This is a genomic window from Acinetobacter sp. AR2-3, from assembly GCF_001878775.1.
Lineage (GTDB): Bacteria > Pseudomonadota > Gammaproteobacteria > Pseudomonadales > Moraxellaceae > Acinetobacter > Acinetobacter lwoffii_D.
This window is the reverse complement of the sequence record NZ_MJIQ01000035.1, coordinates 17,609-30,130: the sequence shown is the minus strand read 5'-3', so window position 1 is coordinate 30,130 and position 12,522 is coordinate 17,609. Positions and strand designations below refer to the sequence as shown.

11 protein-coding genes are annotated in these 12,522 nt (G+C 44.9%); 2 read left to right on the top strand and 9 right to left on the bottom strand.

Annotation, left to right across the window (positions count from 1 at the left end):
* The 6 genes from BFN00_RS05310 to BFN00_RS05285 form a co-directional block, all read right to left on the bottom strand.
* Positions 1-840: an alpha/beta fold hydrolase gene (locus tag BFN00_RS05310; protein ID WP_071850677.1), complete on the bottom strand. Its 840-nt coding sequence runs from the start codon at positions 838-840 to the stop codon at positions 1-3.
* 129 nt (positions 841-969) lie between these two features.
* On the bottom strand, positions 970-2,772 hold the full coding sequence (locus BFN00_RS05305; RefSeq protein ID WP_071850676.1) for an acyl-CoA dehydrogenase C-terminal domain-containing protein: 1,803 nt from the start codon (positions 2,770-2,772) through the stop codon (positions 970-972).
* A 210-nt stretch (positions 2,773-2,982) separates the two neighbouring features.
* A complete protein-coding gene (locus BFN00_RS05300) occupies positions 2,983-3,963 on the bottom strand; it encodes an NAD(P)H-dependent flavin oxidoreductase (protein ID WP_071850675.1) in 981 nt (326 codons plus the stop codon).
* An 11-nt stretch (positions 3,964-3,974) separates the two neighbouring features.
* The gene (locus BFN00_RS05295) at positions 3,975-4,763 is read right to left on the bottom strand and encodes an enoyl-CoA hydratase-related protein (RefSeq protein WP_082180553.1); all 789 of its coding nucleotides are present in this window, start codon (positions 4,761-4,763) and stop codon (positions 3,975-3,977) included.
* Positions 4,764-4,800: 37 nt separating this feature from the next.
* A complete protein-coding gene (locus BFN00_RS05290; RefSeq protein WP_071850673.1) occupies positions 4,801-5,724 on the bottom strand; it encodes a 2-hydroxyacid dehydrogenase in 924 nt (307 codons plus the stop codon).
* A complete protein-coding gene (locus tag BFN00_RS05285) occupies positions 5,721-6,476 on the bottom strand; it encodes a class II aldolase/adducin family protein (protein ID WP_071850672.1) in 756 nt (251 codons plus the stop codon). Before BFN00_RS05285 ends, BFN00_RS05290 begins: the two co-directional genes overlap by 4 nt.
* Before the next feature lie 110 nt (positions 6,477-6,586).
* Here BFN00_RS05285 and BFN00_RS05280 point away from each other — a divergent pair, with 110 nt between their 5' ends.
* Entirely contained in the window at positions 6,587-7,024 is a 438-nt protein-coding gene (locus BFN00_RS05280) for a PaaI family thioesterase (protein WP_071850671.1), read from the top strand.
* A 119-nt stretch (positions 7,025-7,143) separates the two neighbouring features.
* Here the strand turns inward: BFN00_RS05280 and BFN00_RS05275 are convergent, their stop codons facing one another.
* The 3 genes from BFN00_RS05275 to BFN00_RS05265 are packed head-to-tail and all read right to left on the bottom strand — an operon-like array spanning position 7,144 to position 10,677.
* The gene (locus tag BFN00_RS05275) at positions 7,144-8,355 is read right to left on the bottom strand and encodes a 3-oxoadipyl-CoA thiolase (protein WP_071850670.1); all 1,212 of its coding nucleotides are present in this window, start codon (positions 8,353-8,355) and stop codon (positions 7,144-7,146) included.
* A gap of 25 nt (positions 8,356-8,380) precedes the next feature.
* Positions 8,381-9,901: a 3-hydroxyacyl-CoA dehydrogenase gene (locus BFN00_RS05270; protein WP_071850669.1), complete on the bottom strand. Its 1,521-nt coding sequence runs from the start codon at positions 9,899-9,901 to the stop codon at positions 8,381-8,383.
* Between the two features lie 2 nt (positions 9,902-9,903).
* Positions 9,904-10,677, bottom strand: a complete 774-nt coding sequence (locus BFN00_RS05265; RefSeq protein WP_005266393.1) for an enoyl-CoA hydratase — start codon at positions 10,675-10,677, stop codon at positions 9,904-9,906.
* Positions 10,678-11,131: 454 nt separating this feature from the next.
* Here BFN00_RS05265 and BFN00_RS05260 point away from each other — a divergent pair, with 454 nt between their 5' ends.
* Positions 11,132-12,430 (top strand): MFS transporter, encoded by a 1,299-nt coding sequence (locus tag BFN00_RS05260; protein WP_004280309.1) that lies wholly within the window; start codon positions 11,132-11,134, stop codon positions 12,428-12,430.
* Positions 12,431-12,522: the final 92 nt, after the last annotated feature.

Here is a 12,522-nt window from a genome sequence, read left to right as displayed (position 1 = left end):
TTAAGGCATATAAGGCTGGATTTTTTGATTCACCGGATATTGTTCTGGATGCTGGCTAAACTGGTTTACCAGTTGCAGCACTTCTGCAGGCGCTTCGATATACAGTGCGTGTCCCGACGCAATTTCGATATAACGACTGTCCTGTATTGAGGCAAACAGCAGCTTTGCTTGAGCCAGAGGTATCATGCGGTCTTCATGGCAAGCGACGATTAAGGTCTCCGCACAAATGTCCGGCAAGATCGAGGTAATATCAATGTGATAATTCAGTTCACGTTGTTTGGCTGCATCTTGGGAAGGTTTAACAAAGCGTGCCAGATCAAGCACCTGTTGTTCGCTACGGGCACATAGATAATCATCGCTATACAGGCAATAATTGACAAAATGCGGCAAGGCAGCGGATTGTTCATTAAATAACTGTTGCCAGATGCTTGTCCGCAGTTGCTGCACCGAGCTGGTCTTTGCCCAACCGGCTAACAGAATCAAGCGCGCTACGCGCTGTTTGAGACTCGCGGCGACTTGTGCAGCAATCACGGCACCGAGTGAATAGCCTACCACTGTAATGGTTTCATCTTCTGCAACTGCATGCTGAATTAGTGCTTCAACCTGTTGGCTAAAATCGGTCACCGCCAGATCGGCTTTATCTGGGGTATGTAAATCAATGGATAAAACCCGTTGATGAATACCCAGCATCGGAAAAATATAGCTGAAATGCTTGTCGGTATTTCCACCGGTGCCATGAATCAGAATAATGGTGGGAAATGCAGAACGCTGTCCGACTTCATGAAAAGTAAGCTGCAGATCAGCATAAGGACACTGTTGAGTAATCATGTCTAAATCCATATAGACTCCTGATCTTGTTATTTTATGGTTTATTCAATACCGAAGAATAACTCTCAATATTTGAATGAGGTTAGGATGCAAAAATTATTAAAAAAAGACCCACGACACGAGTATCGTGGGTCAAAAGGTTTAATCGAATTTGAACTCTTCAGGTTCAAGTAAAAACAGGCTTTCACCACCTGCCTGAATATTGGCAAAGTGGGTTGAAGTTCTTGGCAAAATACGTGCAAAGAAGAATTGTGCAGTTTTGATCTTGGCTGCATAGAACGGATCAGTATTACCTTCTTCAATTTTCTGCTGCGCAGTAATTGCCATTTTCAGCCACAGATAAGCGGACACGACATAACCAGAGAAATATAGGTAGTCAACTGATGCTGCCCCAATTTCATTGGCAGACTGTTGAGCCTGTTCCTGAATGGTTCTGGTTAATTCCAGCCATTGTTCAGTCAACTGGCTGACTTGTGCAACTTGCTGGCTAAACTGGGCATGTTGTTGATGTTCTTTTACAAAGCCTTGAATTTCCTCGGTTAATGCGGTCAACAGACCCAATTTTGAACCTAGAACTTTACGCGCCAGCAAGTCAATGGACTGAATTTCAGTGGTTCCTTCATAGAGGCTGGCAATACGTGCATCACGGGCAATCTGTTCCATGCCATGTTCAGCAATATAACCGTGACCACCGAAAACCTGCATACCATGTTTAGCCGCTTCTATGCCAGTTTCAGTCATTAATGCTTTGGCAATTGGGGTTAATAATGCCAGACGGTCTTCAGCTGCTTTCTTTTCTTCCGGGCTGTCAGTGGCTTCAGCGATATCGGCATAGGTCGCCAGATAATATGCAAGTGCACGTGAACCTTCTGCAAACACCTTTTGAGTCAGCAGCATGTTACGTACTGCCGGATGCACGATAATCGGATCTGCAGGTTGGCCTGGCGCTTTCGCACCTTCAAGAGAACGCATCGCCAGACGGTCTTTGGCATAAGCCAATGCCCCCTGATAAGAAGATTCTGCTGCTGCCAAGCCTTGAATAGCTGTACCGATACGTGCCGAGTTCATAAAGGTAAACATGCAGTTCAGACCGCGATTTTCAGGCCCAATCAGGAAACCTTTGGCATTATCAAAATTCAGCACACAGGTCGCATTGCCGTGAATGCCCATCTTGTGTTCAATGGCGCTACACACCACACCATTACGGGAAGCCACATTACCTGCTTCATCCAGATTGTATTTCGGCACAATAAACAGCGAAATACCTTTGGTTCCCGCAGGTGCATCTGGCAAACGTGCCAATACGATATGCACGATATTTTCAGCCAGATCATGTTCACCGGCTGAGATAAAGATTTTCTCGCCACTGATGCTATAGCTGCCGTCTTCATTTGGCACTGCTTTGGTACGGATTAAACCTAGGTCAGAACCGGCATGAGATTCAGTCAAGCACATGGTTCCAGTCCAGCGGCCTGCAATTAAAGGTACCAGAAACTTCTGTTTCTGTTCATCGCTACCGTGGTGCTCTAAAGTACGCATGGCACCATGGGACAGGCCTGGGTACATGCCCCAAGACCAGTTCGTTGCGGTAATAATTTCAGAAATGGCAATACGGTATAAGGTCGGGAAGCCCTGACCGCCATATGCTTCGTCACCAGTTAATGAGGTAAAGCCGAGTTCTACATATTTGTCATAAGCTGCTTTAAACCCATCCGGGGTGGTTACGACGCCATCCTGCAAACGGCAACCCTGCTGGTCGCCTGTCGCATTAATCGGTAGAAGTTCGTTTTGGCAAAAGTCCGCAGCGACTTCCAGATATTGCTCCATAATATCCATAGAAACCTTGTCTGCGAATTTTGCATAGCCCTGATATTTCTGTTCAACGTTTAACAGGTCTTTCAGGACAAACTTCATGTCTTTTAATGGCGCAATATAATTTCTCATCGTAATTCCCTTGTATGAGTTCTAATTTGTATATTTATGACAATTAATTTCATAATACGAAATTATGTTTTAAATCCACTATAATATAATTTAAAGAATAAAATCTAGTCATTCGCTGAAATTTCCCATTTAAAAATAAAAAATATACAGGATGAAAAAAGCCATTCATGGTGGAATGGCTTTTCTATTCAGCGACTTCACTAAAGTTGATTAACGTGGAAAAAATTGAGCTAAACGTTGCTGAACAATCTGCTCTGCCTCCTGCATGATATTTTCGATCAGCGCCTGACAAGTCGGAATGTCATGAATCAATCCCATCACTTGACCTGCAGTCAGTACACCAGCATCAATATCGCCATTTTCTAAAGCGAGCTTGCCTTTTAAACCGCTGACATAGGGACGAATCTGTTCAAATTGCAGGTTTGGATCTTCACTCATTTTCACCACAAGATCAGATACCGCATTTTTGGCAACACGGGCGGTATTTCGGAACTGTCGATACAAAAGATGTGTCGCCCTTTCATCATTATCGACATAGAACTGTTTGATGTTTGGATGGATCGGGGCTTCCTGAGTGGCACAAAAGCGTGTACCCATATTGATGCCTTCGGCACCCAAAGCCAAAGCTGCGACCAGACCACGACCATCAGCAAAACCGCCACTGGCCACAATCGGCACAGTGAGCTGATCTGCTGCCGCAGGAATTAAAATCATGCCAGGAATATCGTCTTCACCCGGATGGCCCGCACATTCAAAACCATCAATCGAAATAACATCTGCGCCAATTCTTTGTGCTGAAAGCGCATGACGGACGGAAGTACATTTATGAATGACAATAATGCCGTGTTGCTTAAACGCCTCAATATGTTCATGTGGCTTGTTGCCTGCTGTTTCTACGATTTTGATACCGCTTTCAATGATCGCCTGTCGGTATTCTGCATATGGCGGCGGATTCACAGCGGGCAATAAAGTCAGATTGACCGCAAAAGGCTGATCGGTCATTTCTCGGCAGCGTGCAATTTCCTTGACCAAGGCTTCAGGCGTCGGTTGAGTCAATGCCGTTAATGTTCCCAAGCCACCTGCATTAGATACGGCACTGGCCATTTCTGCGGTACCGACCCACATCATGCCGCCCTGAATAATTGGATAGCGAATGCCTAAAAGCTCGGTAATACGGGTCTGAATTTTCATAAATGCTCTCCTTAGCATCCGGTAAATTGTGCAGGGCGTTTTTCGGCAAAAGCCTGGACACCTTCTTTATAGTCCTGACTGCTCAGAGCCAGATATTGCAGGTTTTGTTCCAGCTCCAGTTGCTGGTCCATGTTATTTTCAGCACTGCGTTGCAAGGCCTGTTTGGTTAAAGCCAGTGCATAGGTCGGCTGTTGAGCTAATCGCTGTGCAATGTTGTCGATATAAGCATCAAATTCTGTATCTGGAAGCATTTTCCAGATCATGCCCATTTCAGCGGCCTCTTTGGCATGCACCGGCTCGCCCAGAAAAGTGAGTGCCATGGCACGTGCATAACCGATTAAACGTGGCAACATCCAGGTGCCACCGGCATCAGGAATCAAGCCAATTTTAGAAAAAGCCTGAATAAATCGGGCACTTTCCTTGGCAATGACCAGATCACAGGCCAGCGCGATATTGGCACCTGCACCGGCAGCCACACCATTCACTGCTGCGATCACCGGTTTGGGACTCTGGCGGATCAGGTTAATCAAGGGATTATAGTATTTGGCCAGCGAGCCTTGCGGTGGCAAAGGCACATTGCCGAGCTGTCCAGCACGTTCTTTTAAATCCTGTCCCGCTGAAAACGCCCGGCCTTTGCCGCGAATCACAATCACTCGAATATCCGGATCTGTATTCCAGTTTTTCAGCACCTGCTGCACTTCCTCATGCATTTGCCGGTTAAAACTGTTGAGTGAATCCGGACGGTTAAAGCTTAAGGTTGCGACGCCTTGCTGAACCTGAGTTTGAATCGTTTCCCACATCATCAATTTCCTTATTTTTTTGCCTGTATCCCTACAATTAATAGCCTTTATTGACATCTACCTGATGGCACAAATCCAGCCCGAGATTTAAGCGTCGGTCATTTTCCAGAATCTGTTCCACTACCACAGACATGGGTGCATGTGAGGCGACATGTGGCGTAACTACGATCTTTTCATGCTGCCAGAATGGATGATCCTGAGTTAAAGGCTCTTCTTCAAATACATCAAGGATTGCACCACGTAAGTGGCCGGAATCCAGTGCATTGAGTAGATCCTGCTCGATTAAATGCTGGCCTCGCCCGACATGAATTAATGCCGCCTGTTCAGGTAACTGCTGAAATAATTCAGCAGAAAGAATGCCGGTATTCTCTTCAGTAAGTGGTAGCAGATTAATCAGGATCTGGCTGTGGGCCAAAAACTCGGAAAGTTGTTCTGATCCCACATAGCTTTTGACCTGAGCAATCTCTTTTGGGGAATTGGACCACCCAGACACCTGATAGCCCATGTCGGCAAAACGTTTTGCCACATAACCACCCATATGGCCAAGGCCCATAATCCCAATCTGGATATGATGGCTATAATTTTGACGATACTGTTTCCATAGCTGCTGCTTTTGCTGCTGGATCATGCGGTCAAAATAACGCTGGAAATACAGCACGCCCCAGAGCAGATAATCAAACATGCCCTTTTGATGATGTGGATCCAGTACCCGGCAGACTGACTGGTCAGATCTAATCTCGTTTAAATTTAAGTGTTCGACCCCCGCAGCAATCGAATGAATCAGGCCAAGTTCTGGAAGTTTTTGGAGTTTTTCCAGATCTGGAAACCACGAAGCTGCTGTGGTCGCCAGTTCTGCTTCCGGGCTGTCCAATATACAAAAACTGCCCTCAGGAGCATATTTCTGAAAAGACTTCACCAGAATCGCTTCAATATTCGGCACAGTACTGGATATCACAATCATGATGCATACTCCGTATATTGATGCTCAATCAGGGATAACGCAGCCTGCCAGGCACGCTGTAAAATCGGTTCAACTAAAGGACTGGCGAACTGCTTGGCAGTTTTAATTCGGACTTCTTCTGTTGGATAATGCAGTTCGGCACCCCCACTTAAAGCTTTGATCTGCGCCTGACAGGCACGCTCCAGAAAATAGATTTCATGAAAGGCCCGTGCAATCGTTTCGCCAGCCGTTAAAAGTCCGTGATTGCGCAAAATCATGGCGCGATGGCTACCCAGGTCCTGAATCAGGCGCTCCTGTTCATCTGTTGACAGTGCCACGCCTTCATATTCGTGATAGGCCACCTGCTGATAAAATTTCAGCGCATGCTGGGAAATTGGCAGAAGTCCGTGTTTCTGTGCAGAAACTGCTATGCCATCCGCGGTATGCGTATGAATGACGCAGTTCAGATGAGCATGTGCTTCATGAATTGCAGAGTGGATGACGAAGCCCGCCATATTCACCGGCTTGTCCTGTTCATAGCTTTCTACCACATGCCCTTCATGATTAATCTTGACCAGCGTTGAGGCACACATTTTTTCAAAAGCGACACCATACTGATTAATCAGAAAACAGTCAGGCTGATCGGGAACTCTTAAACTGATGTGAGTATCAATCAGGTCCGTCATCCGGTAATGCGCAATAATGCGATAAAGCGCTGCGAGTTCACAACGTGCCTGCCATTCAGCATCTGTGACGAGATTTTTTATTGTCATCGTTCCATCCTGGAAAAATATAGCATTTCGATCACTATCTGTTATATCATAATTCTATAAAAACAGAATATTATTTCATAAGACGAAATAAACCATTACAAGGAGTTGATATGCCCACATCACAATTAAATGGACTTGAATATCTCACCGCAATTAAAAATGGGGAAATTTCCAGTTCAGCCATGAGTGAAATTATTCCCATGCGTTTGACCTTAGTACGCGAAAACTATGTGGAATATGAAGTGCGTCCTGATCATCGCCATTACAATTTACAAGGCGGAATTCATGGCGGCTTTTGTGCAACGGTTCTAGATAGTGCGACTGGCGCTGCCGTGCATACGACAGTAGATGCAGGTGTCAGTTTCTCAACAATTGACCTGAATGTAAAAATGCTGAAAGCAATGAAAAGCGGCGAAACCTATACAGCTATTGGTGAAATTATCCGGATCGGACGCAATGTACTGACCTCAGAAGGCCGAATTATCGATAAAGAAGGTAAAGTTTATGCCTTTGGGTCGGCAACATTATTAGTCACTGGTCGTAAGTAATCATTACACTGACGTAGTCAATCCCTGCTCAGGCAGGGATTTTTATTTTAAAAGAAAAATCTCAATAAAAAATGCCATGCATATCATAGATACATGGCATTAAGACTATGACTAAACTGTTATGCAGCTTCAGGGTTTTCAATCACCATCGCCAAGCCTTGACCCAGACCGATACACAGACTAATCACGGCATATTTTTTACCGGTACGCTGTAACTGACGTGCAACGGTTAAAGCCAAACGCGCACCCGAACAGCCCAGTGGATGACCAATGGCAATCGCACCACCATTTGGATTGACACGCGGATCATCCAAAGCGACATCCAGACCTTTCAGGCAAGATAATACCTGACTGGCAAAGGCTTCATTAATCTCGATGATATCCATATCGTCTAGCGTCAAACCCGCACGCTGTACTGCCTTTTTAATCGCTTCAATTGGGCCTGCTCCCATGATGCGTGGCTCAATGCCAGCGGCTGCAGAAGACAGAATACGAGCTAAAGGTTTTAAGCCATACTGTTCCTGCACTTTTTCACTGCCGATAATCAGTGCTGCAGCGCCGTCATTGATACCTGATGCATTACCCGCTGTTACTATACCACCTTCGAAAATCGGTTTTAACTTGGATAAAGCTTCAAATGTTGAAGATGCACGTGGATGCTCATCCTCAGTAATTTGTTTAGGCGGCAATTTGCGTCCTTGAGAAACTTCAATCGGGGTAATTTCACTTTCAAAGAAACCTGCCTCTTTCGCTGCCTGATATTTTGCCTGTGATGCAGCGGCAAAGGTATCAGCCTGTTCACGGCTAATACCGAATTCTTCAGCCACGTTATCACCTGTTTCAGGCATACTGTGCGCGCCAAACTGATCCGTAAATTTACGGTTCGGGAAACGGGTACCAATCGTGGTGTCATAAATTTTGGCATCACGTGAATAAGCACTTTCTGCTTTGCCCATCACAAAAGGTGCGCGGGTCATGCTTTCTACGCCACCGGCAATGTACAACTCGCCTTCGCCTGCAGTAATGGCACGTGCCGAATCAATCACAGCACCGAGACCTGATGCACATAAGCGGTTTACCGTCTGACCTGGAACTGTTACCGGCATACCTGCTAACAATGCTGCAAAACGTGCCACATTACGGCTGTCTTCACCGGCCTGATTGGTGCTACCAAAGATTACATCTTCTACATCTGCTGCCGGGATACCGGTTTTTTCCAGCAGGTTTTTAATGACTGTTGCTGCCAGATCATCTGGACGTACGCTTGCCAGACTGCCTGCATGGCGACTGATTGGCGAACGTAAACCATCATAAATATATGCATTTAACATGAGTGTTATTCCTTTAACTTTCTAATTAATGTGTTGTATGAACAAGTGGTAGACCAAGCTGAACGCGGCGACGCAACCAAGGACTTGGACGGTAACGCTGGTCACGGGTAATCGCAGTCATGCGATCCAGAATTTTTAGAATTTTTTCAGTTCCCAGCACATCCCCCCATTCAATTGGACCATATGGATAGCCAAGGCCTAATTTCACCGCGATGTTGATATCTTCCACCGTTGCAACGCCTTGCTGGGCAATATCACAGCCGAGATTCACAATCATTGCCAAAGCACGTTGAGCCACAAAGCCGACGCTTTCCTGAATTACGCTGGCGGCCACACCATCCAGATTGAAAATCGATTGGGCTGCTTTTACCAGCTCAGGTTGGGTGACAAAAGTTGGCATCAAGGTACGGTGTTTATGCAGACCATATAGCAGATCGATACATACTACTTGCTGAGGTGCCAGCTGATAACGGACAGCGGCTGATGTTGCATCTTCACCATAAGTGGCAATCAGGATTAAAGCCTCCGCTGAAGGTGTCTCAGTTTGCTCAATCTGAATGTTGAACTGCTGCAGATATTGCTCAAGTGCCTGACGGTCTTCATCATATTCGGTGCCTAGCCAGACTGATGGATATTGACTTAACTTTTCAACCAATGCTGGAGCCACATCACCTTCTTTGCTACCCGAAGTGTAATCATAGAAACCTTTACCGGTTTTACGACCTAATTGCTTGGCAATAAAGCGCTGACGGGTAATCACACTTGGACGGTAACGTGCTTCTTCATAATACTGGTGATAAATCGATTCACTCACCGGATGCGATACATCCATACCGGTCAGATCACCTAATTCAAACGGCCCCATTTTGAAACCGATTCCGTCACGGTAGATCCTGTCAATATCATAAAATGGTGTGACATTTTCATTCAAAATGGCATAGGCTTCGCTACCAAAGGCACGGCCGGCATGGTTAATGATGAATCCTGGGGTATCTTTGGCTTTGACCGGACGATGTCCCATTTTAGTAGATAACTGGGTCAAGGCATCAACAATATCGGCACGGGTTTTAAAGCCTTCAATCACCTCGACCACTTTCATGAGTGGGACCGGATTAAAGAAGTGATAACCGGCAACACGTTCTGGCTGCTCACAGTTGGCAGCGATTGCACTGATAGATAGTGAAGATGTATTGGATGCCAGAATTGCTTCTGGTTTTACGATACCTTCCAGTTGCTGCATCAGTTTTTGTTTGATTTCCAGATTTTCAATAATCGCTTCAACGATTAAATCGCAATCTTTCAGGTCTTCGATTTGCTGAGCAATGGATAAATGAGCAAGATCTTCAGCAGCTTTCTCATGGCTGAATTTACCTTTATCAGCCAGGGTATTTAATGTTTTAGCCAGCTTTTCCTGTGCCTGTTCTGCAGCACCCGCTTTGGCATCAAACAGTACCACATCATGACCAGACTGAATCGCGATCTGGGCAATGCCCGCACCCATCGTACCTACGCCAATAATACCGATTTTCTGAATTTGAATGCTCATGCTTATCGTCCCTGATAATTTGGTTTACGTTTTTCAATAAAGGCTTGCATACCTTCTTTTTGATCTTCTGAAGAAAACAGCATCTGGAAAGATTTACGTTCCAGCATTAATCCGGCATTTAATGGCACATCTTCAGCCAGTAAAGCCACTTCCTTGATTTGTTCAAGCGCAATTGGCGGCATTTTTGCCAGACCTTCAGCCATCTTGATTGCTGTTGCAAGGGTTTCGCTGTCTTCAGTCACCTGGGACACCAGACCAATTTGATAGGCTTCCGGTGCAGGTACCAGACAACCGGTCATGATCATGCGCATGGCATGAAATTTGCCAACTGCACGGAATAAACGCTGTGTACCACCAGCACCCGGCATTACCCCTACTTTGACTTCAGGTTGACCGAACTGGGCACTTTTTCCGGCAATGATAATGTCTGCATGCATCGCCAGTTCACAACCGCCGCCCAATGCATAACCGTTTACAGCTGCAATCACTGGTTTGGAACACTGTGCAATCGCCTGCCAGTAACGTTCAGTCCGACGCTGCATCATTTGAATGGTTTCTGCATTGGCCAGTTCTTTAAGATCGGCTCCTGCTGCAAAATCTGTTTCACCACCGGTAAGAATAATGGCACGAACATTTTCATCGTCATTCAGTTGCAAAAAAGCCGCCGCAAGTTTCTGGCGAACTTCTGTATTCAGGGCATTTTTCGCTTCTGGTCGATGAATTTTAACCATCGCTACATGTGCTGAAACTTGTTCTACTTGAACTACCTGTTCCATTAAAATCTCCATTTATTTTGTATAGCGAAATTTTATTTTATATAAAACTAAGGTTTCTCAAGCTATAAATCAAGGATTTTTAACTCCAGAATGCAAAAAAGTTATTTTTTACTAAAAATAGAGTAAAAACTCTTGTTCATCTGGTTGTTTTATGATTAATTGATTTCGCAATACGGAATTAAGTATTTTAAACGCAATCTGATTATTCATTTAAATGAATAATCGCCATAAGGCTGAACTTAAAGTTAATTTACGAAATTAAATTTTCCAGCAATGAGATGATTTTGATTTAGCGTAAAGCATGAAAAATCGAATGTAGCCTGATAATAAATACAGCGGCTGTTGTGTGCAGAGCGAGTCTGTTAAATCAGGAAAACTATGTTTCCGTGAGGAAGAAAAATGGATTTAGCGGTAGCAGAGGAAATGCTACTTTGAATATATAGAGGATATAAGAATGACAAGCGATACCATCGTAACAGGAGACAATAAAACCGATGTCTCCTCCACGGATACCATTAAACAGGCACCAAAACGTCTTTGGATGACGGCTTTTATCTTTGCTTTTCTGATTTTGCTCTGTGACGGTGCAGATATCGGGATTCTGGCTTTTAGTCTGACCAGTCTGAAAGCTGAATGGGGCCTGACTTCTGTACAGGCGGGTGCCTTGGGAAGTTATTCTCTTTTAGGTATGGGGATCGGAGGCTTTATTGGTGGATGGGCATGCGACAAATTTGGACGTGTCCGCGTCATTGTACTGGCCACCATCGCCTTCTCGATCTTGTCAGCCTACTCAGGTTTTGCTCAGTCTTATACTGAATTTGCAATTTTACGTACTCTTTCTTGCTTGGGTTTAGGCTGTTTATATATTGCCTGTAATACTCTGATGTCAGAATACGTACCGACCAAATACCGTACTACTGTACTGGCAACATTGATGACTGGTTTCACTTTAGGTTCATTGGTGATTACCATGATTTCAGGCTGGATTATTCCTGAGTTCGGCTGGCGTATGCTGTACTGGATCACAATTGCTCCATTAGCTTTGGGTATCCTGATGCACTTTATGGTGCCAGAGCCAGAATCATGGAAACGTGTCCGTGAAATGAAAAGAACTGGTCAGATTGTGGATAACGATACCAAAAAAGGTAATCCATACATCACCATTCTTAAAGATAAAACTCATGGCAAGATGTTCATCTTGTGGTCTTTCAGCTCCGGTTTCCTGTTATTTGGTTACTTCGGTGTAAGTAACTGGTTGCCAAGTTATCTTGAAGCTGAATTAGGCATTAAGTTTAAAGAAATGGCACTGTATATGGTGGGTACATTCATCACCATGATTTTTGCCAAAATCATTGCAGGTTATGTTGCTGATAAAATTGGTCGCCGTATTGTGTTTGCTTTCGGCACCATGGGAACAGCGCTATTTATCCCTGTCGTGGTGTATATGCATAATGCCGATAACATTGGCGTACTGATGCTAATCTTCGGCTTCCTGTACGGTATTCCATATGCCATCAATGCAACCTATCTAACCGAAAGTTTCCCGACTGGTGTTCGTGGTACAGCGGTGGGCGGTGCATTCAATATTGGTCGTATCGGTGCAATCTTTGCGCCAATTACGATTGGTTATCTGGCGATGCATGGTTCGATCGGTACAGGTCTGTTGGTAATGGGTGCAGCATATTTCCTATGCGGTTTGATTCCTGCCCTGTTTATTAAAGACCGTTTATACGATCCGCAAAAAGCAGAATAAACCCTACTTCGGAAGGCAGGTCAAATCGCTGCCTTCCTCACTTCAAATATTTACAACACGTCAGTATAGAAAGGTCTCCTTTCATTCAGGAT

What these genes read in the sequence shown, in the direction of transcription:
- BFN00_RS05305 (WP_071850676.1), bottom strand. Translation starts at nt 2,772, where the DNA reads ATGAGAAATTATATTGCGCCATTAAAAGACATGAAGTTTGTCCTGAAA.
- BFN00_RS05275 (WP_071850670.1), bottom strand. Translation starts at nt 8,355, where the DNA reads ATGTTAAATGCATATATTTATGATGGTTTACGTTCGCCAATCAGTCGC.
- BFN00_RS05295 (WP_082180553.1), bottom strand. Translation starts at nt 4,763, where the DNA reads ATGTGGGAAACGATTCAAACTCAGGTTCAGCAAGGCGTCGCAACCTTA.
- BFN00_RS05270 (WP_071850669.1), bottom strand. Translation starts at nt 9,901, where the DNA reads ATGAGCATTCAAATTCAGAAAATCGGTATTATTGGCGTAGGTACGATG.
- BFN00_RS05265 (WP_005266393.1), bottom strand. Translation starts at nt 10,677, where the DNA reads ATGGAACAGGTAGTTCAAGTAGAACAAGTTTCAGCACATGTAGCGATG.
- BFN00_RS05290 (WP_071850673.1), bottom strand. Translation starts at nt 5,724, where the DNA reads ATGATTGTGATATCCAGTACTGTGCCGAATATTGAAGCGATTCTGGTG.
- BFN00_RS05285 (WP_071850672.1), bottom strand. Translation starts at nt 6,476, where the DNA reads ATGACAATAAAAAATCTCGTCACAGATGCTGAATGGCAGGCACGTTGT.
- BFN00_RS05260 (WP_004280309.1), top strand. Translation starts at nt 11,132, where the DNA reads ATGACAAGCGATACCATCGTAACAGGAGACAATAAAACCGATGTCTCC.
- BFN00_RS05280 (WP_071850671.1), top strand. Translation starts at nt 6,587, where the DNA reads ATGCCCACATCACAATTAAATGGACTTGAATATCTCACCGCAATTAAA.
- BFN00_RS05300 (WP_071850675.1), bottom strand. Translation starts at nt 3,963, where the DNA reads ATGAAAATTCAGACCCGTATTACCGAGCTTTTAGGCATTCGCTATCCA.
- BFN00_RS05310 (WP_071850677.1), bottom strand. Translation starts at nt 840, where the DNA reads ATGGATTTAGACATGATTACTCAACAGTGTCCTTATGCTGATCTGCAG.